The sequence below is a fragment of the Pseudomonas sp. A014 genome (assembly GCF_052378495.1).
In the GTDB taxonomy this organism is placed as follows: domain Bacteria; phylum Pseudomonadota; class Gammaproteobacteria; order Pseudomonadales; family Pseudomonadaceae; genus Aquipseudomonas; species Aquipseudomonas machongensis.
Genome location: NZ_CP199001.1, coordinates 3,605,892 through 3,629,534 on the forward strand (window position 1 = coordinate 3,605,892; position 23,643 = coordinate 3,629,534).

General features: G+C 58.2%; 24 protein-coding genes and 4 pseudogenes. 15 read left to right on the forward strand and 13 right to left on the reverse strand.

The genetic code is table 11. From position 1 onward, the window contains the following. Nucleotides 1-2: 2 nt before the first annotated feature. Entirely contained in the window at nt 3-1,916 is a 1,914-nt protein-coding gene (locus tag ACTYOL_RS16515) for a sigma 54-interacting transcriptional regulator (RefSeq protein WP_444756664.1), read from the reverse strand. 237 nt (nt 1,917-2,153) lie between these two features. On the opposite strand from ACTYOL_RS16515, the gene ACTYOL_RS16520 reads away from it, so the two are divergent. From ACTYOL_RS16520 to ACTYOL_RS16570, 11 genes are all read left to right on the forward strand, one after another. After that, nucleotides 2,154-2,636 (forward strand): MSMEG_0572/Sll0783 family nitrogen starvation response protein, encoded by a 483-nt coding sequence (locus tag ACTYOL_RS16520; RefSeq protein WP_427664799.1) that lies wholly within the window; start codon nt 2,154-2,156, stop codon nt 2,634-2,636. 76 nt (nt 2,637-2,712) lie between these two features. Further along, complete coding sequence (locus ACTYOL_RS16525; RefSeq protein ID WP_444756665.1) at nt 2,713-3,657, forward strand: Nit6803 family nitrilase; 945 nt, start codon at nt 2,713-2,715, stop codon at nt 3,655-3,657. After that, nucleotides 3,650-4,741, forward strand: a complete 1,092-nt coding sequence (locus ACTYOL_RS16530) for an MSMEG_0568 family radical SAM protein (RefSeq protein WP_444756666.1) — start codon at nt 3,650-3,652, stop codon at nt 4,739-4,741. Before ACTYOL_RS16525 ends, ACTYOL_RS16530 begins: the two co-directional genes overlap by 8 nt. A 13-nt stretch (nt 4,742-4,754) precedes the next feature. Then, the gene (locus ACTYOL_RS16535; protein WP_444756667.1) at nt 4,755-5,318 is read left to right on the forward strand and encodes an MSMEG_0567/Sll0786 family nitrogen starvation N-acetyltransferase; all 564 of its coding nucleotides are present in this window, start codon (nt 4,755-4,757) and stop codon (nt 5,316-5,318) included. Next, on the forward strand, nt 5,308-6,294 hold the full coding sequence (locus ACTYOL_RS16540) for a sll0787 family AIR synthase-like protein (protein WP_444756668.1): 987 nt from the start codon (nt 5,308-5,310) through the stop codon (nt 6,292-6,294). Before ACTYOL_RS16535 ends, ACTYOL_RS16540 begins: the two co-directional genes overlap by 11 nt. Nucleotide 6,295: 1 nt before the next feature. Continuing rightward, nucleotides 6,296-6,622 (forward strand): MSMEG_0570 family nitrogen starvation response protein, encoded by a 327-nt coding sequence (locus ACTYOL_RS16545; RefSeq protein ID WP_444756669.1) that lies wholly within the window; start codon nt 6,296-6,298, stop codon nt 6,620-6,622. Nucleotides 6,623-6,638: 16 nt separating this feature from the next. After that, complete coding sequence (locus ACTYOL_RS16550; protein WP_444756670.1) at nt 6,639-7,874, forward strand: MSMEG_0569 family flavin-dependent oxidoreductase; 1,236 nt, start codon at nt 6,639-6,641, stop codon at nt 7,872-7,874. 752 nt (nt 7,875-8,626) lie between these two features. Beyond that, nucleotides 8,627-8,833, forward strand: coding sequence for a methylmalonyl-CoA mutase family protein (locus ACTYOL_RS16555; RefSeq protein ID WP_444758156.1), 207 nt, complete (start codon nt 8,627-8,629; stop codon nt 8,831-8,833). Nucleotides 8,834-8,927: 94 nt separating this feature from the next. Then, nucleotides 8,928-9,056: a methylmalonyl-CoA mutase family protein gene (locus ACTYOL_RS16560; protein ID WP_444756671.1), complete on the forward strand. Its 129-nt coding sequence runs from the start codon at nt 8,928-8,930 to the stop codon at nt 9,054-9,056. Nucleotides 9,057-10,511: 1,455 nt separating this feature from the next. Further along, nucleotides 10,512-10,823, forward strand: coding sequence for a YciI-like protein (locus tag ACTYOL_RS16565; protein WP_444756672.1), 312 nt, complete (start codon nt 10,512-10,514; stop codon nt 10,821-10,823). Between the two features lie 107 nt (nt 10,824-10,930). After that, nucleotides 10,931-11,650, forward strand: coding sequence for an SDR family NAD(P)-dependent oxidoreductase (locus ACTYOL_RS16570; RefSeq protein ID WP_444756673.1), 720 nt, complete (start codon nt 10,931-10,933; stop codon nt 11,648-11,650). 246 nt (nt 11,651-11,896) lie between these two features. On the opposite strand, the pseudogene ACTYOL_RS16575 reads toward ACTYOL_RS16570, so the two are convergent. Together ACTYOL_RS16575 and tnpB are read right to left on the reverse strand one after the other, a co-directional pair. Further along, nucleotides 11,897-12,082: pseudogene (locus ACTYOL_RS16575) on the reverse strand (IS66 family transposase); the annotation flags it as partial. 121 nt (nt 12,083-12,203) lie between these two features. Next, nucleotides 12,204-12,701, reverse strand: a pseudogene (tnpB, locus tag ACTYOL_RS16580) (IS66 family insertion sequence element accessory protein TnpB); the annotation flags it as partial. A 161-nt stretch (nt 12,702-12,862) separates the two neighbouring features. Between tnpB and ACTYOL_RS16585 the strand changes: the two are divergent. Beyond that, nucleotides 12,863-13,819 (forward strand): annotated as a pseudogene (locus ACTYOL_RS16585) (IS5 family transposase). Between the two features lie 272 nt (nt 13,820-14,091). Here ACTYOL_RS16585 and ACTYOL_RS16590 read toward each other — a convergent pair. From ACTYOL_RS16590 to ACTYOL_RS16610, 5 genes and pseudogenes are all read right to left on the reverse strand, one after another. Further along, complete coding sequence (locus tag ACTYOL_RS16590) at nt 14,092-14,565, reverse strand: hypothetical protein (protein WP_444756674.1); 474 nt, start codon at nt 14,563-14,565, stop codon at nt 14,092-14,094. Nucleotides 14,566-15,233: 668 nt separating this feature from the next. Beyond that, nucleotides 15,234-15,599, reverse strand: coding sequence for a LysR substrate-binding domain-containing protein (locus ACTYOL_RS16595; protein WP_444756675.1), 366 nt, complete (start codon nt 15,597-15,599; stop codon nt 15,234-15,236). 62 nt (nt 15,600-15,661) lie between these two features. After that, nucleotides 15,662-15,808: pseudogene (locus ACTYOL_RS16600) on the reverse strand (helix-turn-helix domain-containing protein); the annotation flags it as partial. A 51-nt stretch (nt 15,809-15,859) separates the two neighbouring features. Then, the gene (locus ACTYOL_RS16605; RefSeq protein WP_444758157.1) at nt 15,860-16,705 is read right to left on the reverse strand and encodes an IS3 family transposase; all 846 of its coding nucleotides are present in this window, start codon (nt 16,703-16,705) and stop codon (nt 15,860-15,862) included. Next, nucleotides 16,702-17,061 (reverse strand): transposase, encoded by a 360-nt coding sequence (locus tag ACTYOL_RS16610; protein WP_444756676.1) that lies wholly within the window; start codon nt 17,059-17,061, stop codon nt 16,702-16,704. Before ACTYOL_RS16610 ends, ACTYOL_RS16605 begins: the two co-directional genes overlap by 4 nt. A 167-nt stretch (nt 17,062-17,228) precedes the next feature. On the opposite strand from ACTYOL_RS16610, the gene ACTYOL_RS16615 reads away from it, so the two are divergent. Both ACTYOL_RS16615 and ACTYOL_RS16620 read left to right on the forward strand, forming a co-directional pair. Further along, a complete protein-coding gene (locus ACTYOL_RS16615) occupies nt 17,229-17,966 on the forward strand; it encodes an SDR family oxidoreductase (RefSeq protein WP_444756677.1) in 738 nt (245 codons plus the stop codon). Nucleotides 17,967-18,095: 129 nt separating this feature from the next. Continuing rightward, nucleotides 18,096-18,302: a hypothetical protein gene (locus tag ACTYOL_RS16620; RefSeq protein WP_444756678.1), complete on the forward strand. Its 207-nt coding sequence runs from the start codon at nt 18,096-18,098 to the stop codon at nt 18,300-18,302. Here ACTYOL_RS16620 and ACTYOL_RS16625 read toward each other — a convergent pair. From ACTYOL_RS16625 to ACTYOL_RS16645, 5 genes are all read right to left on the reverse strand, one after another. Beyond that, on the reverse strand, nt 18,295-19,275 hold the full coding sequence (locus ACTYOL_RS16625) for an aldo/keto reductase (protein ID WP_444756679.1): 981 nt from the start codon (nt 19,273-19,275) through the stop codon (nt 18,295-18,297). The genes ACTYOL_RS16620 and ACTYOL_RS16625 overlap by 8 nt on opposite strands. Nucleotides 19,276-19,536: 261 nt before the next feature. Continuing rightward, on the reverse strand, nt 19,537-20,670 hold the full coding sequence (locus ACTYOL_RS16630) for an NADH:flavin oxidoreductase/NADH oxidase (protein WP_444756680.1): 1,134 nt from the start codon (nt 20,668-20,670) through the stop codon (nt 19,537-19,539). Between the two features lie 40 nt (nt 20,671-20,710). Further along, a complete protein-coding gene (locus ACTYOL_RS16635; protein WP_444756681.1) occupies nt 20,711-21,058 on the reverse strand; it encodes a putative quinol monooxygenase in 348 nt (115 codons plus the stop codon). 123 nt (nt 21,059-21,181) lie between these two features. Then, nucleotides 21,182-21,646 (reverse strand): putative quinol monooxygenase, encoded by a 465-nt coding sequence (locus ACTYOL_RS16640; protein ID WP_444756682.1) that lies wholly within the window; start codon nt 21,644-21,646, stop codon nt 21,182-21,184. Between the two features lie 101 nt (nt 21,647-21,747). Continuing rightward, nucleotides 21,748-22,521 (reverse strand): SDR family NAD(P)-dependent oxidoreductase, encoded by a 774-nt coding sequence (locus ACTYOL_RS16645; protein WP_444756683.1) that lies wholly within the window; start codon nt 22,519-22,521, stop codon nt 21,748-21,750. A gap of 140 nt (nt 22,522-22,661) precedes the next feature. Here ACTYOL_RS16645 and ACTYOL_RS16650 point away from each other — a divergent pair, with 140 nt between their 5' ends. Continuing rightward, nucleotides 22,662-23,543, forward strand: a complete 882-nt coding sequence (locus ACTYOL_RS16650) for a LysR family transcriptional regulator (protein ID WP_444756684.1) — start codon at nt 22,662-22,664, stop codon at nt 23,541-23,543. The last annotated feature ends 100 nt before the right edge of the window (nt 23,544-23,643 follow it).

Consider the following 23,643-nt stretch of genomic DNA (forward strand, 5'->3'; position numbering starts at 1 on the left):
TTTCATCTCTCTTGCGGTTCCATGCTCAACCCCAGGCGCTTGAGTCGCGACGCCAATGTAGTTGGTTTAATGCCCAACAAGTGCGCCGCGCCATCCTTGCCGAACAGCTTGCCGTCACACGCCTGCAACGCTGCCAGGGTGTTGTCGCGCTCCAATTGCCGCAGCTGTTCGTCGGTCAGGATCGTCGCCTCGGTCGGCGCGCTACGCGGCATACGGCTGCTGGGCAGATCATCGGGCAGGTCGATGGCAAGGGTATCGCCCTGGGCGGTAATCAACGCCCGCTCGATCACGTTCTGCAACTCGCGGATATTGCCCGGCCAGGCGTAACGCTGCAGGCGCTCCATGTCCACGGTACGCAGGCGCTTGCCCGGCAGGTTCAGGCGCCGGCCCACCTCGCTGATGAAGTGCATGGCCAAGGGTGCGATATCCATCGGCCGCTCGCGCAAGGCCGGCGACTGGATCGGGAACACATTCAGGCGGAAGTACAGGTCTTCGCGAAAGCGCTTGGCCTGCACTTCTTCACGCAAGTTGCGATTGGTGGCCGCGACGATACGCACATCGACCTTGCGCGTGCGCTCCTCGCCCACCCGTTCGAACTGCCCTTCCTGCAACACGCGCAGCAGCTTGCTTTGCAGATCCAGCGGAATTTCGCCGATCTCGTCGAGGAACAACGTACCGCCATCGGCCAGCTCGAAGCGCCCGACACGGTCGCGCACCGCCCCGGTGAACGCACCACGGATATGCCCGAAGAACTCGCTCTCGAACAGCTCGGCAGGAATCGCCGCGCAATTCACCCGGATCAACGGGTGCTTGCTGCGTCGACTGGCCTGGTGGATGGCGCGGGCGATCAACTCCTTGCCGGTGCCCGACTCGCCATGGATCAGCACGCTGGCATCGGTAGGCGCGACCACGTCGATCTGCTTGATGATCTTGAGGATCGGTTCGCTCTGCCCAACGATCTCGCGGTAGTTGTGCTCGATGTGGATTTCTTCCTGGAGGTAGGCGTTCTGTTCCTCCAGCCGCGCCTTGAGCTGCTTGAGTTCCTCGAGTGCGGTTTGCAGTTGCAGCTCGGTGGTGCGCCGCTCGGTGATGTCGCGAAACACCACCACCGCGCCCACCAGGCGGCTGTCGGAGATGACCGGGGTGCTGGTGAACTCCACCGGGAAACAACTGCCGTCGCGCCGCCAGAACACCTCTTGGCGGCCTTCGTGCACCACGCCATCGTGCACGGCGCGGTAGATCGGGCAGTCCTCCACCGGGTAGTGCGAGCCATCGGCATGGCTGTGGTGGTGAATGCGGTGGATGTTCTTGCCGATCATGTCGGCCGGCTCCCAACCGAGCATGCGTGCGCCGGCAGGGTTGACGAAGGTGGCCAGGCCTTGGTTGTCGATGCTGTAGATACCGTCGCCCACGGCGCTGAGCAGCAGTTGGTTGTCGCGCTCGGTTTCCTTGAACAAGTTGAGGATGTTGCGCCACTCCAGCAGCCCGCCGCGCATGGCCCGCTCGGTTTCGGCCTGGTCCTGCTGGTAGCGTTGCTGGCTCTGCTCGCGCAGCACCAGGATGATTTGGGTCTGGCCTTTTACCTGCAAGGCAGTGGCTTTGATTTCGAGTTCGATACGCTCGCCGCTCTTGCAGTTGCAACTGAACTCGTCGCTCCAGCCATGGCCCTTTTCCAGCACCGCCTGGCTGAACACGATCAGGTCGGCCAACTGGTGCCCGAACAGCTTGCTCACCGGCAGCAACAACAGCTCCTGACGCGGGTAGCCGAACAGTTTGCAGGTGGCGATGTTGAGGTCGCTGAAGCGGTCGGCGTAGGGGTCGAGCAAGGCGATGGCATCGGCGCAATGCTCGAACACCATATGCCGCGACGCGTAGGCCAGGTCTGCCCAACCACTGAGGTAATCGGTTTCGGACATCGTACGAAATCTCGCAGTCACCATTACGAATAATCGTAGTTCTACGCGTTTACGTAGCGCCAGAACAGGCTCAGATAATCGTCTAAAAACCGTATCAGTTGAGCATTTCCATTAAAATCAGACACTTAGCCTTCTTGAAAAAAACCTGCAACCGCCTGGCACGCCCTTCGCAATTCTCCTTCGCAACGATCCGCCGCACCGGCGATCACCACAGCGATAAAAACCGGAGAAGACGATATGCCTACCGTGGACATTTCCCACTACCAAGACGGCGATTTCTTGGTCAATTACGAAGAGAAAGTCTTCGAAGACGTCAAAGCCGAGCCGGGCGAAAAAGCGCTGCTGACCTTCCACACCATCGCCTTCGAAGGCTCCATCGGCCTGGTCAACCTGCTGCAAGCCAAGCGCCTGCTGCGCAAGGGCTTCGAAACCAAGGTGCTGCTCTACGGGCCAGGCGTGCAACTGGGCGTGCAACGCGGCTTCCCGACCCTGGGCACCGAAGCCTTCCCCGGCCACCTGGCGGTGAACAACCAGCTCAAGGCCTTCATGAGCGAGGGCGGCGAGGTGTATGCCTGCCGCTTCGCCCTGCAAGCGCTGTACGGCCAGACCGAGAAAGCCCTGATCGAAGGCATCCGCCCGATCAACCCGCTGGATGTCATGGACCTGCGCCTGCTGATGCGCCGTGAAGGCGCGCTGATCATCGACACCTGGACCGCCTGACCCGTACCGCCAACGCCGATGCGCGCCTCGCGCATCGGCGACACCTTCCACCGCCTCAACCCAAGGACCCCAGCCCATGCCCGTCATCCGCGCCGCCGCCGTTCAGTTCAGCCCCGTGCTCTACTCACGCCAGGCCACCGTCGACAAACTTTGCGGCCAATTGCTGGAACTGGGCCGCGAAGGCGTGCAGTTCGCGGTATTCCCTGAAACCGTGGTGCCCTACTACCCCTATTTTTCCTTCGTGCAGCCGCCCTTCGCCATGGGCGCGCAACACCTGAAGCTGCTCGAAGAATCGGTGAGCGTGCCCAGCGATGCCACCCGGCAGATCGCCGAAGCCTGCCGCGAGGCCAATATCGTCGCCTGCATCGGCGTCAACGAGCGCGATGGCGGCACGATCTACAACGCGCAACTGCTGTTCGATGCCGATGGCACCTTGCTTCAGCACCGCCGCAAGATCACCCCCACCTACCACGAGCGCATGGTCTGGGGCCAAGGCGATGGCTCCGGGCTGCGCGCCTGCGACAGCGCCGTGGGCCGCATCGGCGCCCTGGCCTGCTGGGAGCACTACAACCCGCTGGCCCGCTACGCGCTGATGGCCGATGGCGAACAGATTCACGCGGCGATGTTCCCAGGCTCGCTGGTGGGGCCGATCTTCGCCGAGCAAATGGAAGTGACCATCCGCCATCACGCCCTGGAAAGCGGCTGCTTCGTGGTCAACGCCACCGCCTGGCTGGACGAGCAGCAGCAAGCGCAGATCATGGCCGACACCGGCTGCGCCCGCGAGCCGATTTCCGGTGGCTGCTTCAGCGCCATCGTAAGCCCCGAAGGCAAGGTACTGGCGCGCAAGACCGAAGGCGAAGGCTATATCGTCGCCGACCTGGACCTGGCCTTGATCGACAAGCGCAAGCGCATGATGGACTCGGTGGGCCACTACAGCCGCCCGGAGCTGCTGAGCCTGTTGATCGACCGCCGCCCGGCCCTGCACGTGCACGAGCGCCGCGAGGTGGCCGAGCATGAATAGCCCAGTGATCGCCAGCGACCTGCTGGCCGAACTGCAATGCCACGGCGTGCGCTGGCAGGGCTCGGACGGCCTGAGCCGCAAGGGCGGCGCCGGTCCCTCCGACCACAAGGCGCTGACCTTTGGCGAACGTACCGCGATGGTGCCGATGCTCAACCGCGCCTCGCTGGACTCGCCCTACAGCGCCGTGCCGGACGCCAGCGGCGCCCAGGCCCTGATCTTTCGCGAAGGCCTGCAAGTGGGCCAGGTGCAGATACCGGGCGTACCGAACTTCTACGCCCTGAGCACCGACGACGGCGTGCCGTTCTGGAAGATCGCCACCCTGCACAGCAAGGACGTGCTGGCCACCACCCTGTTGCAGCACTGCATCCGCATGAACGATGCCGCCACCGCTTGCCAGTTCTGCGCAATCAACCAGTCGCTGGCCGCCGGCAAGACCATCGCCCGCAAGCGCCCGGCGCAACTGGCCCAGGTGGCCAAGGCCGCGGTGCAGCTCGATGGCGTGAAGCACATGGTGATGACCACCGGCACCCCACAAACCCCCGACCGTGGCGCGGCGATCCTGTGCGAATCGGCCGCTGCGGTGACCTCCGCCGTCGACCTGCCGATCCAGGCCCAGTGCGAACCGCCGGACCACGACCACTGGTTCACTCGCCTGAAAGACAGCGGCGTGGTGTCGCTGGGCATGCACCTGGAAGCGGTCACCGACGCCGTACGCCAGCGCATCATGCCGGGCAAGGCGCAGGTGCCGCTGTCGCGCTACTTCAGCGCCTTCGAGGCGGCGGTCAAGGTATTCGGCCACGGCCAGGTCAGCACCTACATCCTCGCCGGGCTGGGCGACAGCGAAGAGGCCATCGCGCAGATGAGCGAGCGCCTCGCGGCCATGGGCGTGTACCCCTTCGTGGTGCCCTTCGTGCCGATCGACGGCACCCCGTTGGCCCACCACCCCAAGCCCGACAGCGCGTTCATGCAGCGCCTGTACCCGCGCATCGGCGCGAGCCTGCGCCGCCACGGGCTGCATTCAGAGCGCATCAATGCCGGCTGCGCCAAATGCGGCGCCTGCTCGGCGCTCAAGAACCACGAGTGACAGGAGCCCTGCCATGGCCGAACTTGCCTTCGCACTGACACACGACACGTTCAACGACTTCCTCGCCGGCGAGCTGCGGGTCAAACCCGCCAGCGAAGCCTGGGAGCGCAGTGGCTACTACGCCCTGCGCCGGGCAGTGTTCTCCGACGAGCAGCGCCTGCTGGAGCAGGACAAGGACGAGCGCGACTTCCAGGCCATCGCCATCGTCGCCGTGGCCCACCAGTGCGGCATGCCCGAGCAGGTGATCGGCGCCGTGCGCATCTACTCCACCGCCCCGGGCGTGTGGTACGGCGGGCGCCTGTGCGTCGAGCGGCGTTACCGGCGCCACGCGATGATCGGCAAGGCGCTGGTCAACGAAGCCGTGTCGCGGGCCATCGACCTTGGCTGCGAAACCTTCCTGGCCACCGTGCAACAGGCCAACGAAAGCTATTTCCACGGCCTGCACTGGGACAGCCTCGAAGCACTCGAACTGCTCGGCCAGCCCCATGTGCTGATGCAGGCCAGGCTGCCCGAATACCCCTTCATGGCGCGTCAGGTGGCAATGCTGCGCCCGCAGGTGGCCCGCCATGCACACTGACCTGCACGCCTTGCTCGCGCGCCTGGCCGACACCCCCGCCATGCGTGCCAAGCAGGCCATCCAGCACCCGGCACGGGTGCTGCCCACCACAGGCACCGGGCGTGATGCCCTGTACGCACTGCCCGGCGACGACACGGCGGCCATCCGCTGCGGCGACCAATACCAACTAATGGCCATCGAAGGCATGCTGCCGCAGTTCGTCGAGCAGGCGCCGTGGTTCGCCGGCTGGTCGGCGGTGATGGCCAACGTCAGCGACATCACCGCCATGGGCGGGCGCGCCAGCGCGGTGGTCAATGCCTACTGGCACCACGACGAACAGGCCGCCGAAGAAATTCTGTTGGGCATCCGCGATGCCTGCCAGGCCTACGGGCTGCACCTGGCCGGTGGGCACACCAGCCAGGCGCCTGGCAACCCAGCGGCACTGGCCGTGGCGATCACCGGCTGGGCCAGGCGCCTGCTGTCGACCCTGCATGTGGCGCCCGGCCAATGCCTGGCCATGGTGGTCGACCTCGACGGCCAATGGCACGGCGACGCGCCCTACTGGAAAGCCTTCGAAGGCGTACCCGGCGAACGCCTGCGGGCCAAGCTGAACGTGATTCCGCGCCTGGCCGAAGCCGGCCTGCTGCTGGCCGCCAAGGACATCAGCAACGCCGGCCTGCTCGGCACCTTGCTGATGTTGCTCGAACCCACCGGCTGCGGCGCCCAGCTCGACCTGGAATGCCTACCGCGCCCCGCCGACGCGCCAATAGAGCGCTGGCTGCAAGCCTTCCCCAGCTACGGTTTCCTGCTGACCCTGGCCGCCGAAGACCTGCCCCACGTGCAAACCGCCTTCGCCTTCGAAGGCCTGCACTGCGCCGCCATCGGCCAGATCGACGACAGCGCCCGCCTGCACGTCAGCCTGGGCCAGCAACACCAGGAATTCTGGAACCTGCACACCCGCCCCTTCACCGGCTTCAGCTACCCCGAGGAACCCTGACATGCCCGCCGTGAACATCCGCCTGCGCTGGCCCGACGGCCAGGAAACCGACACCTACTCGCCGTCCACCACCGTGCATGACTACCTGACGGTCGGCCAAAGCTACCCGCTGGAGCACTTCATGCGCCTGGCCGAAAGCGCCCTGAACGCCGCCTCCGAGCGGGTGCGCGAGGTCAAGGGCTTCTATTGCAGCTCGGCCATGGACAGCCTCGGCGGCCTGCGTATACGCGCCCGGCAATACCCCGACCCGCAGCAGTGCGTCACCGTCCTGGACATCCGCCAACACGGCGCCAGCCCCGTCAACTACGCCGCCTTCGGCGACATCTGAAATCAAGGACACCCACATGAACCACTATCGCGCAATCGTCGTCGGCGGCGGCCAGGCCGGGCTTTCGGCCAGCTACTACCTGCAACAGCAGGACATCGACCACCTGGTACTGGAGAAACACAGCCTCACCCACACCTGGCGCAGCCAGCGCTGGGACGCCTTCTGCCTGGTCACGCCGAACTGGCAATGCAGCCTGCCCGGCCATCCTTATAGCGGCGATGACCCGCACGGCTTCATGAAAAAAGACCAGATCATCGACTACCTCGACGCCTTCATCGCCAAGGTCAACGCCCCGGTACGCGAAGGCGTGGCGGTGCAGCGTCTGACCGCTAGGCCCGAGGGCGGTTACCTGCTCAACACCAGCGCTGGCGACTTCAGCGCCGATCAGGTGATCGTCGCCAGCGGCGGCTACCACACGCCGATCATTCCCACCTTGGCCGAGCGCCTGCCCAGCGGCATCCAGCAGATCCACTCCGAGCAGTACCGCAACCCCCAGGCCCTGCCGGAAGGTGCCGTGCTGGTGGTCGGTTCAGGACAGTCCGGCGCGCAGATCGCCGAAGACCTACACCTGGCCGGGCGCAAGGTATTCCTGGCGGTGGGCGATGCGCCGCGCTGCGCGCGCTTCTATCGCGGCAAGGATGTGGTCGACTGGCTGGCGCAGATGGGCTACTACGACATCGACGTCGACCACCACCCCCTGCGCGAAGGCGTGCGTGACAACACCAACCACTACGTCACCGGCCGTGATGGCGGGCGCGACATCGACCTGCGCCGCTTCGCCGAAGAGGGCATGCAACTGTTCGGCCGACTGGAGTCGCTCGACGGCAGCGTATTGCGTTTCGCGAACGACCTGGCCGCCAACCTGGATGCCGCCGATGCCGTGTACAACCGCATCAACGCCAGCATCGACAAGTACATCGCCGAGCACGGCATCGACGCCCCCACCGCCAGCCGCTACGAGCCGCAATGGCGCCCTGAGCACGACGCCACCGCGCTGGAGCTGGAAGGCTCAGGGATTACCAGCATCGTCTGGTGCATCGGTTTTCGGCCTGACTTCAGTTGGGTGGATGCGCCGGTATTCAGTGGCCGTGGGTATCCCGGCCACAAGCGCGGGGTCACGAGCCTGCCGGGCCTGTACTTCCTCGGCCTGCCTTGGTTGCACACCTGGGGTTCAGGGCGTTTCAGTGGTGTGGCGCGCGATGCCGAGTATGTGGTCGCTCACCTAGGCGCCCCGCGCAACGACCATCGCTGAAGCAAACGCCCCCTTCTCCTTCATTCACCAGCCCGAACGGGCTGGTTTCAAGGAGGCGGTATGCCTGATAACGCGCCTCCCCTGTCCATCTGCAAGAGCACTACCAGGCCTCGATGCCGACCTGGCCCTCACTGGGCTTTCGGAAAACTGGCTGCTCAAGGAGTGTGGCCACCAGCACTGGCTAGCATTGGCGGCATTGTATGGGCGCCCTGTCCCGGACTTCAGAGACCCGCAGGACCGACACGCCTGTAGTGCGTAGCCCAGGCTCGCCATTTCCAGCTTGATCGGGAAAGTTACGTGGTCTGCCTGGCTTTGCCTTCACGCCGTGCCCTGACATCGACTACAACGGCGCTGAACTCTTCTATTTCGCAACTTGTGGACCGCGCTGAATGGCAAGCGATGGGCCTGCGCAGACTGGGGCAGATACGTCAGCAGGAAATCCACCACTACGGCAACCTCAACCTGCACGATAACCTCCTAGTGCAGTTGCGCATCGCGGCCCCAGGCCAGTTCACGCACCATTGGTGCGAGGTGTTCCACCAGTCGGATGGTGCAAAGCTTGCCGATGTCTTCAGCGAAAAACCTGGCCCTCGGAGTGCTCACGCCCATGAATCGGTACACGCCGTGACGCCCTTGCGGTCCACAACTCAAGCCGCTCTAGCAAGCCTGCGACCTCGATGGCCTGACGCATCTACACAGCCTGCCCGGGCACCCACCATTCGTGTGCGCCCCCTACCCGCAAACCATGGAGCATTCGTCAATACACCGGCTTTGCCAATGCACCCGAGACAAACCAGCGACTCAAGGAACACCTGACCAGCGGCGCCCAGGGGCTCTTGGTCGCCTTCGACCTGCGGCCTCGACGTAAAGCGCTTCTGCGCTCGGATGAGCTTCTTCTTTGGCATCGGCCAACTTCTTCAACGAAGCAAGCTACAGGTGGCACGTTTTTTGTCGTGTGATATCAACGAAGCCTGCGGGGTCACCCAGGCCAGCACGTGCCTTAAAGGATGCACTGGCAGACCTCAGGTCCCCCTATGAACCCCTGATGACCCAGTGAACAATGTGATGCACACCACCGTAAAAACCTTGGCCGCCGTTTTCGCCGGCACCCAGTCGCTGCATGCCAACGCCTGGGGCGAGGCCATGGCCTCGCCCAGCCCAGGTTCGGCAGGCCACACCTGAAAGAACCGCCGACTTATGACACGCTTCGATAAGCTCGCACAAAGTTATGGCGCTTTGGCCTTGCACTCTCATCAACCACGCCGATACCCCCTCAATCGTCATTTCGCTCTCCTCCCCGATAGTCAGAATACGTGTACGCTGTGCCAGAAACGTTGCTTCATAATAACGTCCCCATCCTACACAGAGACTCTTCTAAATAGCGTGAATTAACCGCTTTCAAGCCCTCTATTTGCGTAGCCGTGCGCAAACCCCATGTGTAATTAAAGCCTAACATAACGCCTCTAACGCCAATCGTTTCTCGAACCATTTAAAGTCACTCTATATCCTAGCTGAGACTTAACCCTTGCCTTGAGATACGCGCAACTCCGACCGACAAGCATTTGCATTTAATGCCTTAGCTTAGACGCACCGCCCCTTGATCACATTTAACATAGCACTACACTTCACGCCTCCACAAAACAACTGGAACAAACAAATATTTTTGCAAGCGGGACTAGTCAAACCCATCTCCGAGCCATTCCGAGTTCACGTAAGGGAGTAGGATTTAATGCAAAACCGACACAAGCGGGGCAACACCAACAATTCACCAAGCAAGTCCGCCCCCAATAGACATGTTAATTAGCCAAGTGATATCGAGCTCAACTCCATTCACACCATCGCCGGTAGTGAACCGTAGCAAAATCTCGCTCGCGCGAGAAATTTAAGTTACGTACCCCAGCACGCCATTTCATCTTCCGGCTACTTAGCGAACATGCCTAAAACTTAAAAATCGTCACAAAAAAACCCACTGAAAAACATAAGACACATTGAGTTAAGCAGAACCATTACGAAACTAAATTTACTGCGCCACGTGCGCCACGTGCGCCACAACAATCATTTTCGCCTGCCCTATCCCGCTACGCAGCGACACCAAGCACTTCGCATGAAATCCCAAACAAGCAACCGAAAGAATTAGCGCAATGTAAAAATGCCAAAGTAGAAGAATACTAAACCTTGGACTTATTAGCACTAAAATTGGACTAATGAACACCTAACCTAAGCGCTTTCTCCAGTATTGTCGACACCAACCGATCGCCATCAATTCAATAATAATCGCCACAAGATTAGCCACTCCCCAAAAAACGCGACAACAAAACTACGACTTGACATACCAAGAGAAAAAATACACAACTGATCAGCAAACAAAAGCGTATAGGAGACAAAAGCAACATCAAATATTACAGACCGCCGTAAATCATGCCCACTGCACCAAAAAATATCAGGGTCATAACCCCCCTTTTCGCAAGGTGCTCATACATCAACCTCTCAGACAGAAGCATAGCAATAGCGCTTGCTAGCAGGTATACAAAGACAAACCGACAGATCCTCAAGCCGATAACAAACGGCTTACAAATTGTCAAACTCAAACTGACTAAAAATTTCAGCCCAATATGAAATTCAGAAAACGGAGGCAGCATGGAACACTACATTCTGTTCATGGAATTTAATGAACTGTACTTAGAAAAGCGGGAGAGAGTGCGAGCAGAGCACCTAGAAAAGGCATGGAAAGCAGTTGAGCGAGGAGAACTAGTTCTCGCCGGAGCTCTAACCAACCCAATGGACAGCGCAATAATGTTATTTTTGTCAGACAACCTTGAAACTGTAGAAAAATTTGCTCTAGATGATCCATACTTTAAAAATGGCTTGGTAAAAAAATGGTCCATACGAAAATGGCAGACCACTGTCGGCTTAAGCGCAACAAATCCATTGCGAAATCTCGCACCATAGAAACCGCAAGCATAAAGCCCCAGAAAATTAACAGACAGAACCCTAACAGCCATACAAATAAAACCACCTACCCACCATATAAAACCAGAAACTTATAGAGACTTTACATGGACATTAAAGAGCGCACCTTATTAATTACGGGATCGAGCGGCGGCCTAGGTTCAGCGTTGATAGAGGGAGCCTTGAGTAGAGGCGTAAGTAAAATCTACACAGGATACAGAAAAACCCCACCTGCAACTGAAATCAGAGATTCGAGAATCATCCCACTTAGGCTAGATGTAACGTCCATCGAAGATATAGCTTACGCAAGCTCTCTCGCACAAGACATAGACATCCTCATAAATAACGCAGGCATAAACTTAAAGCAATCCTTCATCAAGGAAGGACAGCCAGAAGCGGCCAAAAAAGAAATGCTAGTTAACTACTTTGGAGTTATGGATATGTGCAAAGCCTTTTATCCAACCCTAGTAAAAAATCAAGGATGCATTATTAACATTCTTTCCATCTTGGCACGCATTACTTTACCCGCAATGGGTTCGCTGTGTGCTTCCAAAGCTGCTGCCCTACGCCTTACAGAAACATTACAAGCTGAATCAGCCAATAAAAATGTTCATGTAATGGCAGTATTGCCAGGCGTAATGGATACCGCCATGAGCAGTGACTTCCCCGGTACCAAAGCCGCACCGGCATTGGTAGCTGAAGCCATCTATGACGGTTTAATATGCTCCGCCACCACCCTCTACCCAGACATAATGGCTCAAACCATTGCAAAAAAATTGATCAACCAAAGAGAGTCCATCATCGCCGAGTTCTCGTCATTTATATAAAGGACCTACACTAACAGTAAGCGGATGATGAACACACCTCTACATGGCGCTCACGCCAAGCCTATCTCTATCAGAGGTGGCTAGGTCGAGGGAGCGATGCGATCATTTGATCGGATGCGGCCACCGCGTACCTTCCACCAATGCTTTTCAAGGTTGGTACTTCTGTGGGAAAGCCAAATTGTACTCGATTGGGAAGCACATCATTCATGGCTGAATACCAAGTCACCAGAGAATCTTGGAGGCGGACAGGTCACCAAGCAAGCTGCTTTGCGCGGGGCTGATTTGCTCACTGCGCTTGGCAAACTTGTGCCGTTTATCGTTCTGGATCTTCCTGCTCATCGCCTTGACCTGGGACTGCAAGTGCAACGCCTGTGCCGCCAATGCACGAAGCTGTTCCAGGGTCATCTGGTCGAGGTTGGACGAGGAAGTCATGCCGCCGATTGTGCCAGAGCAGGCTCATGACGACGACATGTAGACCCGCCAAATGGCCGGTGTTTACAGCATGCTGATCACACCGCCTGCACCGATGCGCTGCCACGGCAGGCCCAGCACCAAGGCCTGGAGTTTGTTCGCTGTCGAGTTCGACCTCGCCGCCGTGGCGAATGACGGGCCAGTGGAACTTGCCTTGGTTCAGTCGTCTCGCTGCGAGCCAGACGCCCACGCCGTCGTGTACCAGCACTTTCATTCGATTAGCCCGGCGATTGGCGAACAGATAAGCACAGTGCGGCTTCGCCGCACCGAATACCGCAATCACCCGAGCCAATGCCGTCTCGGTGCCGGCGCGCATGTCCATCGGCTCGGTTGCCAGCCAGATCGCATCAATGCGGATCATTGAGCAACAGCCCGGATAAAGTGCGCGCAGCCCTCGGGATCTGAGACTGGCCATTTCACCGTAATCACTTGCCCAGCCATGAGCAATTCCGATGATCACTGACGCTTCGACTGGTCGTTTAGGCGCGGCTTTTTGTGGGACGAATGCCGGTAGTGAAGCCGCTACGGGCTGATCTCGATAGAGCGGCAGCCATTTGCGGATGACGTTGGTTGCAGGCATTCCTAAACGACTTGGGCTTTGAAAGGTTTCGGATACGCACTAGCTAGTGGGCACAGATGTCACATAAAGACCTCTGGATTCTCCGATCAAGTCAGCACCGGCCATCTGACCTGTGCTGAAATAGCCCTCCGTCCATTTACCCTCTACAAGCCCACCATCCCATGAGTCAGATGAGTTTTCCGATTTCGAGTACGCCGGTAAGCGCAAGCAAACCCGTTGCGAGCGTTTCCTGGCCGAGATGGAGCAAGTGGTGCCGTGGAACGGTTTGGTGGCATTGATCGAGCCGCATTACCCAAAGGCCGGCGGTGGTCACAAGCCATATCCACTGGAAACGATACTGCGTGTTCACCTGCTGCAGAACTGGTTCTCGTTGAGCGATCCAGCCATGGAAGAGGCGCTGTACGAGATCACTTCGATGCGCCAGTTTGCTCGGCTGACGCTCAGCGCTCCTATCCCCGAAGATACGACGATCATGAATTTCCGGCACCTGCTTAAGAAGCATCAGTTGGCGGGGGGCATTCTGGAAACCATCAACAATTACCTGCGAGACAAGGGCCCGTCGTTGCGCCACGGCACAATCGTCGATGCACCCAGTTCGACCAAGAACAAGGAAAGCACAGGCGATCCTGAAATACATCAGACGAAGAAAGGTAATCAGTATTTCTTCGGCATGAAGGCACATATCGGTGCCGATGCTGAGTCGGGCCTGGTGCACCACGTCCACGGCACAGCGGCGAATTAGCGAAGGTCGTTCACCTGTTGCATGGCGACAAAAATGTCATCTGTGCCGACGCGGGTTATACCGACGTGGAGAAGCGGCCGGAGCATGAAGGAAGGCCGGTGATCTGGCAGATTGCGACTCGTCGTAGCACCTACAAGTACTTGAGCAAACGCAGCGTGCTATACAAAGCCAGACGCAGTATCGAGAAGGTCAAAGCGCAGTCGCGAGCGAAGGTCGAACATCCATTCCGTGTGGTCAAGCGCCAATTCGGCTATTTGAAAACCCGCTTCCGTGGCTTGGCCAAAAACACGGCGCAACTGACCACGCTGTTTGCCCTGTCGAATCTGTGGATGGTGCGCCGGAATTCTTACCTGATGCGGCAGAGGTTCGCCCATGAGGGCAGATAACCAAGGCTTTGCCCTGGTTATCCAATAATCAGCAGCTGAACATCAGGCTTTTCGGCATCCCTAGGCTCTGTCTGAAAAGTCTTGAGACAAAGGTCAGGCAAGGCGAAAACAGCAGAGGAACGGTCGGAGTCGCGCTCGACTTACGGGTTGTAAATGAGCATTCCGAGGCTGTTTTCAACGCAGCATCACCGAGTATCAAGGCTTTTCAGACAGAGCCTAAGTCGCTCAATTCCGGCTGATGAGCAACTTGTTCGGAGTTTCCCTAGCTCATTGCAAGCGTTGTTGCTACGATACTTTGATCTGGACCTAGCTTCAGATTTTTCATGCCTTCTGATAGTGCAGCGTTAGCAGCACTCAAAGCTCCATTAAGCGAGCTCAACTGGCCTTGCAAATTGCCAACCTTTATTCGGGCATCCTCAGGAGATAGGCTGTTATCTCCCATTATAGCTTGTAATTCAGCCATCTTTTCTGCGATTTGCTTTTTTATCTCTCTGATCATTTTGATCGCTTGCTGAATGCTCTCGGGCAGTCCGCTGTCCTCAATGTCGCTATTTTCATTTTTGGAACCGGAGGCTTTTTGTAGACCTGCTCCAGAAAGCGTCACTTTAACCCCTTCCGTAACAACTGGCTTTTCCTCCGAGGATACGTTAGGAGTCCCTTCTGAAACGGGTCCTGAAGATGACGGCAGGAGCAAGGGCTGGGAGGGTACTTGAGGGGGCAACATAATTGTTAACATGACAGATCCTTGATTATAGACGTTGTAACGCTATCGGCCGCTGGCGACCTTTCTTTATAAATTAAATTTCCACGTAAGCGCCTCGGGAACCCATATTGACAGCTCACCACGAACCAATGGCGTTCCAGTGGTTTGTGGCGTAGCCAAGCCAGAAGCGCAGGAATGACTCCCGGGGTCGCCGTTAATACCCATTTAGGAGTCTCCGATCAAGTCAACAAAGGCCGCCTCACCTGTGCTGAAGAAGCCTTCCGCTTAGTCCTCCCAGCAAGCCTTGCCCATGAGTCAGATGAGCTTTCCGATTTCGAGTACGCCGGCAAGCACAAACATACAGCCCTAAACGCTTCCTAGACGAGATGGAACAGGTCGTGCCGTGGAGTTAGTCAGAATCACACAACAGGCCTTTGAACTCATTGCTTGCCCAGTCGAGAAACACTCGTACAGGTGCGACAATTGCCGGTTGCGCGGATAGACGAGCGACACAGGGGCAGACGGCGGTGGGCGTTCGCGCAGCACAGCGAATAGCCGCGCTTGAGATCTTCATCGATATGAGAGCGCGGCATCTGCGCTAGGCCGAAACCAAGCCGTGTTCCGGCCAGATAGCTTTCCGGTCCTGTCACCGATAGCGTGGCCGGTAGCGTGATGCTCTCGTGCGCCTCGCCGCCAGTGAATTAGAGTGGCATCAAGTTGCCACTCGAAATCAGACGAATGCCCACCATACGATGCCCGGCGAGGGAAGCGACATCGGTCGGCGTGCCGAACCTCTTCAGATAGCCGGGCGTGGCGCAGGTCACGCGCTCAAGCAGTGCCACCTGCCGCGCGACAAGATCGTTATCCGGCAGACTGCCGTAGCGCAGCGCGCAATCCATACCTTCCTGCACCAGAGCGATCCACCGATCGCTCTCACTCATCGAGAGTTCGATGTCCGGATAGTACTCGAAAAACGCCGGCAAGCCGGGCATAAAAAAGTGGCGAACAAGGGTATCCTGTACATCGAAACGCAACTGCCCCTTGGGTTGCGCGCCAAGAAAGGCCACTCCGTATCCTCCAGGTCGTCCAAGATTCTTACGCATCGCTGATGAAAAACCTCACCGTCAAGCGTCGGACGCACCACTCGTGAGGTCCTCTGTAGCAGCAGCACACCCAGCTTAGCCTCCATCTCGGCGACTACTTTCGTTGCTGTCCAGCAAGGGATTTCCAAGTCGTTTGCCGCCAACGTTAAGCTGCGCCGCTCCCCACGATGCACACAAAGAGCCTTAGTGAACTGGTCAACTAATTTTGGACACCGGTTTAGGTTTTATGCCGCTGCCTTCAGTTTTTTCTCCATGGCTACTGGGGTTTCGTAACCGTTGTAGCTGTGGAGGCGCTTCAGGTTGTAGCGCACCAAGTAAGCCTGGATGTCCGCCCGAGCTTGCTCTTCGGTTTCATAGCCCTTAGCAGGGATCCACTCTGATTTCAGGGCCCCGAAGAAACGCTCCATGGCGGCGTTGTCCCAGCACTGTCCGCGATGACTCATGCTCTGGTTCAGGCTGTACTCTTCAAGTACAGCCCTGAATTTGTGGCTGGTGTACTGACATCCCTGGTCGGAATGAAACATCACGCCTGTCGGTTTGCCACGGGACTCGGCTGCCATGTGCAGTGCGTTACAGGCCAGCCTGGCGTCCGCAATCATCGAAAATGCCCAGCCGACTACACGGCGCGCATAAAGGTCGATCACAGCGGCCAAGTACAGCCAGCGCTTGCCAACCTGGATGTACGTCACGTCTCCACACCAAACCTCGTTGATCGTCGAAACTTTGAAATTTCGCTTCAGCTGATTCTGAGCAATCAATGCTTCCACGCCTGATGAGCGGTACCGGTGCGGCCTGCGTTGCCTGCACTTAAGGTTAGCTTCACGCATCAGCGCACGTACTTTGTAACGCCCAATCTTATGGCCGTCGCGCCGTAACTCCTGGGTTAGCGTCCGCGACCCGGCCGAATCGCGAGAGGCTTTGAAGTGGCCTTCCACAGCCGAGCGTAACTGATCCCGTTCAGGATTTTTTCGGGCTTGGCGCTGGCGCCACGCATAGAAACTGCTGCGCTTGACCCCAAGCACGCGACAGCATTCGACAACACCATATTGCTCACTCAGTTCGTTGATCAGCGAGAACGATCTTTGGAGTCCCGAAGCAGGAGAGCACTGGCCTTTTTTAGGATTTCGATATCTCGATCTTTCTGCCGAACCAGTGCCTCAAGCTCTTGGATTCGATGTTGATCCGGGGTAATGGCCTTGGCTCCAGCTGGCACCTGGCCCTCCCGCTCCTTGCGCACCTGTTCGACCCAACGCCGCAGGGCTGTAGGCCCAATCTCAAGCATTTCGCAGACTTCGGGGACTGACTGGCCACCGTCCAGCACCATCTCGGCAGCCCGGATTTTCTGTTCTTTCGAGTATGACTTTCGCACTGATTTTGCCTCCAATTGGACGCCATCATAGCGCCCTAAGAAGGTGTCCAAAATCATTAGGCCAGTTCATAGTGCCTCCAAACGATCCATGACATGTTCCCCAGATTGCCTATTGTTCATCCTAATGAAATAGTGATGTGCGCTTTAGACCGATTATCTCTAAGCGGGGAGATTGCATAGTTATTCTAACGCCGCGATCCCCGCGGCCTAAAAGGAAAACCTCCATGAGTACCCAAGAGAAAATCGCCCTAGTGACAGGCGCCTCGCGAGGCATCGGTGCGGCCATTGCCCGACGTCTGGCCGCAGATGGCTTCACCGTCGTTGTAAACTACGCTGGCAATGCGACCGAGGCCGAACAAGTGGTCGCCGATATCGAGAAGTCCGGCGGACGCGCGATCAGTGCCCAAGCCGATGTCAGCGACGCGACCGCCGTGTCGCGCCTGTTCGACGATGCCGAAGCTGCCTACGGCGGCATCGACGTTCTCGTCAATAACGCCGGAATCATGAAGCTCGCGCCGCTTGGCGATAGCGACGACGCATTGTTCGATAGCCAAGTCGCCGTCAACCTGAAAGGCACCTTCAACACGTTGCGCCTCGCATCGCGCCGTCTGCGCGATGGCGGCCGGATCATCAACTTCTCCACCAGCGTAATCGGATTGAGGCTGGAGAATTATGGCGTCTACGCCGCGACCAAGGCTGCAGTGGAGACACTGACCACCATCCTGTCGAAGGAGCTACGCGGCCGTTCGATTACGGTTAACGCCGTGGCGCCTGGTCCGACCGCGACCGATCTGTTCCTTCACGGCAAGTCCCCTGAATTGATCGAGCGCATGTCAAAGATGAACCCGCTGGAACGCTTGGGTACGCCGGATGACATCGCACATGCGGTGGCCTTTCTGGCCAGTCCAGCCGGCGGCTGGATCAACGGCCAGGTTCTGCGCGCAAACGGCGGGATGGTCTGACCACGGATTTCCCCCACCAGAATCCGTAGTCTTTCCTATCAGGAGTACCTTCATGAGCGAGATCATCCTCATCACCGGCGCTTCCAGCGGCTTCGATCGTCTTACCGCCTAGGCATTGGCCCGCCCTCAATGCACAACACCGCTGGCCGCAACGCGGCGGCGGTCGAGCAGATGGCCACCTTATCTATGGACAATGGCGTGGACCTGCGTACGGTCGAACTGGACGTGCAGTCGCAAGAATCGGTCGATGCCGCCGTGGCAAGCCCGCCCATAGATCCCTGCAGCCAGATGGAAGAATTCATGTCCTTAGCTAGTTGCCCCTCGCAAATTACCTGATCACCGTAATGCCGCTGACTTCATGAGGTGTATATGGAGCCTCCAAGTCCTTGATCTCTTCATCGGTCAGTTTCACCGACAGCGCGGCGACGGCATCCACTAGGTGTTGCGCGCGGGTGGCGCCGATGATCGGTCCCGTCACACCCGGTTTCTGGAGTAGCCAGGCGAGCGCGACCTGAGCTCGAGGAATTCCGCGCGCCTGCGCGATTGCTCCGACTTTCTCAACGATCTGAGCGTCGCTTTCGACATAGAGTGATCGTCCGATCTTGTCGGTCTCCAGTCGACTGGTGGTCTCATCCCATGCCCGAGTGAGACGACCGCGCGCCAAGGGACTCCATGGGATTACCGCCAGCTCCTGATCGCGGCAGAACGGCAGCATTTCGCGCTCCTCCTCGCGATACAATAGGTTCAGGTGATTCTGCATGCTGACGAAGGGCGTCCATCCATTGAGGCGAGAAGTGTAGACTGCCTTGGCAAATTGCCATGTCGCCATGGAAGACGCCCCAATGTATCGAGCTTTACCTGCTTTCACCACATCGTGCAGGGCCTCCAGCGTTTCTTCGATCGGTGTATCGAAATCCCAGCGATGGATCTGGTACAGATCCACGTAATCAGTGCCCAGCCGTCGCAGGCTGTTGTCGATCTCCGCGAAGATCGCCTTACGTGACAGTCCGGCACCGTTCGGGCCAGCGTGCATGCGCATGAACACCTTGGTTGCCAATACGATCTCGTCGCGCCGAGCGTAGTCCTTGATCGCTCGGCCAATGATTTCCTCCGACGTACCATCGGAGTAGGCATTCGCCGTATCCAGAAAATTTATGCCCGCCTCCAGCGCTTGTTTAATGATCTCCCGACTGGCGGCTTCGCCCAGTGTCCAGGCATGATCGCCACGCGAAGCGTCGCCAAAGCTCATGCAGCCGAGTACCAAGCGCGATACGTCCATTCCCGTCCTGCCGAATTTCACGTACTCCATATCTTTATCCTTAACGATGTGTGGCGCATTAGATGACTAGTCAGGCCGTGTCTGGAAGCCAGGGGTTGATCAAGCGCAGTTCCCGAAAGGAGCGTGCTCAAAGGCTTCACGTACCAGATAGACCGAGTGGAAATAATCCGCTCCTGGACGAATATGGTGTTCGTCTAGGAGCGGTTTCATGCAATCGACGGGGACGGCAGCGCAGCCACGATACTTCGCAAGGCAGTACGCGCCTCGGCCGTAGTGCGCTGATGCCGTTGTCTACGACCGCCCACTGAATGTCTGGATCTGTACCGACCGCCCCTGAAGCCACCAGGCAACCTGTGTGGGCCACGAGGCAAATGGGGCTTTGGGGTCCACAGTGCCAAGTTCGGCTTCGGCATGTAGAGCGAAGTTCGGATCGACCAGCGCCTCTCGGCCGATCGCGACAAGATCTGCCTGGCCGCTTTCCACGATAGCTTCCGCTTGGCGGCCATTGACGATGAGACCGACCGCAGCAGTGCCGATGCCTACTTCGCTGCGCACCTTCTGAGCGTAAGGAACCTGGTAGCCATAGCTCGACGGATACTCGTAGCGCGGGGCGATACCTCCCGAAGAGCAGTCGACGATGTCTACGCTGAGCGCTTTGAGACGACGGGCAAAGACTATCGTATCCTCGATAGACATGCCCTCACGTAGGCCATCGACGGCAGAGACCCGCACGAAGAGCGGCTTATTCTGCGGCCAAATCGCTCGCACTGCGTGTACGACCTCCAAAGGAAAACGCATTCTGCCTTCGAGGTCGCCGCCGTACTCATCCTGTCGGTCGTTGGTCACGGAAGACAGAAAACTGTTGAGCAAGTAGCCATGCGCGCAATGTACCTCGATCACATCGAAGCCGGCTGCGTCGGCACGTCGCGCCGCGTCGACGAAAGCCTGCTTAACCTCGGCCATTGTCGCGCCTGTCAAAGCCGTAGGCTTTAACCAGCCATCGGCATACGGCTTGTTGGAAGCAGAGACCACCGGCCACGGCTGCTCGCCGCGCCGGAAGTCGCTTTCATCGAGGGCGCCGTTACCTTGCCAAGGCCGCTGGCTTGCCGCCTTCGGTCCGGCATGCGCGATCTGGATTGCTGCCACGGCGCCGTAGTTCTTGAGCGCCTCCGCAATGCGTTGCAGGCCGGGGATGTGATCGTCCGACCAGAGGCCGAGATCGCCATGGGTGATACGGCCCTCGGGAACGACCGCCGTCGCTTCGACCATGATCAAGCCAAAGCCCCCCATGGCAAATCGCCCGAGATTGATGAGGTGATGATCGTTTACATAACCCCCCTGCGCCGAGTATTGGCACATCGGGGAAACGACCAAACGGTTGCGCAGTGTCACGTCGCGCAGCGCAACAGGTTCGAAGAGCTTCACTTTTCCGATCCTTTTTGATGAGGTTTTTTAGTTGCGTTGGTTATACGGCTATATTGGTAACCATTGTGCAACGGCGCAGGTCCATCTCACCCTCCAGTACTTCGGGAAGTGCCGCGACGAATGCCTTCATGTAGGGCTGCTCAAAATGCAGCGTCAGATCAGCTTCTGCCTTCCAGTTTTCGTAGAGCACCCAGACATCCGGATCGTCATTCGAACGATGCAGGTCGTAATTGATGTTGCCAGCTTCGGCGCGCGAGGGTTCGACCAGGGTGCCGAGACGGCGTCCCAATTCGTCACCAAAACCAGGCTTGGCTCGAATGAATGCAATGAGCGTGAGTTGTACGCCGTATGTCGGCGCCGGCGTTTCGCGCGTGGATTGTGCGGTCATGATCTTCTTCCGAATCAGTAGAATAATTACGCTGCGTGCCCCAAGTAACGGCATCCTGCAGCCTTTAGTCAGGGCAGCGCGCGTGGGTGTATCCAGCTTCCCGGGTGCGCTCGTCTCCTGAGCTCAACGGCATTCGGCGACAGAGGTGGAGTCCGTCGTCGCAGGCGCTGGGCGCGGCGCCGGGGCGAGGTCGGCGACGAAGTGCAAGCCGCCTGCCCCTTCCGAAAGCGGATGGGCCAGGTTCCGCTCGAACATCGCAAAAAGTGCCTTGGTATAGGGACGCTCGAAGTGGCTGTCCAGAGCCTCCTTGTTGCGCCAGATTTCGTAGAGAACATAACTACGCTCGGCGCCAAGGACCTTGTGGACATTGAAAGTCACGTTGCCAGGTTCCAGGCGGGAGCAGGTGACTGAGTGCTGGAAAACCTTCTCGAACTCAGCTTCGGCGCCCGGCTTCACGTCGAAGTTGACGACGAGAGCAACTTCGCCGGTAGGCCCTGCCTTGATATCAAGGGCCAACGCGCTTTGCGACGAAATGATTGCCGTTGCGGCGACGAAAGCGCCAAGGATGTACTTCTTGAAGTGATTCATCAGATTCTCCTAAAAGGTTTGAGTATTCAGCGGCTTATCCCGGCACGAGATGACGTTGTAATCGGGATGGACACGCCAGATGTCTGGCAGGTCGTCTTCGATCAGGCGATCGAATAGCCGGCGTCGACCAGCAGGCCATGGCCCGACACGAACGACGCATCATCGGAAGCAAGAAACGCCACCACGGTCGCTACCTCTTCCGGCAAGCCTGCCCGACCGGGGACGGTCGAGGCCGCGAAAGCGTCCTTCGCTTCAGTGCTAGGCCAGATGCGGTCCTGGAACGGCGTGTCGATGATTCCGGGATTAACGGCGTTGACACGCACGCCTTGCTTGAACAGTTCAATCGATGCGGTCTTGGTCAGCCCCAATACTGCATGCTTGCTGGCGATGTAGAGACCGGCATTGGCAAAGCCAATCACGCCGCCCATCGACGCGTTGTTGATGATGGTGCCGCCGCCTTGCGCCAGCATGGCCTTCGCCTCGTGCTTCATCGACCAAAAGACGCCACGGACGTTGGCATTGAAAATCGTGTCGTAGACTTCGTTCGACTGCTCCACGAACGGCGTGAACTCGCCTTCGGTACCAGCATTATTGAAGGCAACGTCGATCCGGCCATAGGTCGAGATGGTGGTGGCGACCAGATCGATCACGTCCTGCTCAATGTTGATGTCGGCAACAGCGGCCGTCGCTTCACCGCCTTCGTTCCGGATCTCGGCGGCGAGCGCTTCGACTTCAGGACGACGTCGCGCACTGACGACCACTTTGGCACCACGGCGAGCAAGCTCAATGGCAGTAGCTCGGCCGATACCGGAGCTTGCTCCGGTGATCAACGCGACCTTCCCGGAAAGCGTACGAGGCGAGGCTTTAATGCTCATTTTCTTCTCCAGATTAAAATTTTTAGACCGTCAAGAAGCGAGATTTAGGACTTCTGCTCACCCCTTCGTAGTATTCTGGAGCGATTGATTGATATGATAAAGTAGCCAATATTTGTTACGATGATGAATGAGGCTCACCAATGGAGAACGCAGAACTCGCCGAGTTGGCCGTATTTGCGTCAGTCGCAAGGCACCTAAGCTTCCGCCAAGCAGCAACGGAACGGGGCACGTCCGCTTCGGCGGTAAGTCACTCGATACGCAGCCTTGAGGGCCGCGTGGGCGTGCGTCTTTTTCATCGCACCACGCGTAACGTGTCTCTGACGGAAGCGGGCGAAGCGCTACATGCCCGGTTGCAACCAGCACTAGCTGACATGCGGAGCGCCCTAGATGGATTGAACTCATTCCGTGCCACACCGTTCGGCACTATCAGGTTAAATGTTCCAAACTCGATCGCACCCTATGTGTTGGGTGATGCAATGGAACTCTTGGCCGCTAACTCTGGGCTGAAGTTGGAAGTCGTTGCCACCGACGCATTAGTCGATATCGTACAGGAAGGTTTCGATGCAGGTATTCGATTCGGTGAGCGCCTGTCGCAAGACGTAATCGCGGTACGAATCAAGCCAAAGTTTCGATTTACCGTCGTCGGTTCACCAAGCTACTTCGAGAGGAAGCCACCTCCCTTGGCCCCTCACGATCTGCATGACCACGATTGCATTCGATATGCTTTTCCGAGCGGGACTACCTTTAATTGGGAGTTCGCCAAGGATGGCGAGATGGTGAAAGTCGAGGTCGCTGGTCCTCTGACGGTCGATAGTCAGGAGTTGATGGCGGATGCGGCGGCAAGAGGGCTGGGCCTTGCATACATATGGGAGGACCGCGCCGCACCGTATCTGCACGATGGTCGACTGCGCCGATGCCTCGAAGACTGGTGCACCATCGACGAAAGCGTATTTCTCTATTTTCCCAGCCGCAAACATCAATCAGCAGGGCTAAGAGCACTGGTCGAGATCATGAAAGCGTGAGGTAACACCGGGCTCCATCGGCAAATGCTGAGGTCGATACCGCGAGATAGACTAATTCAAGAAGTCTAATGGAATCGGATGCCGCTGATCACCTTTTCGT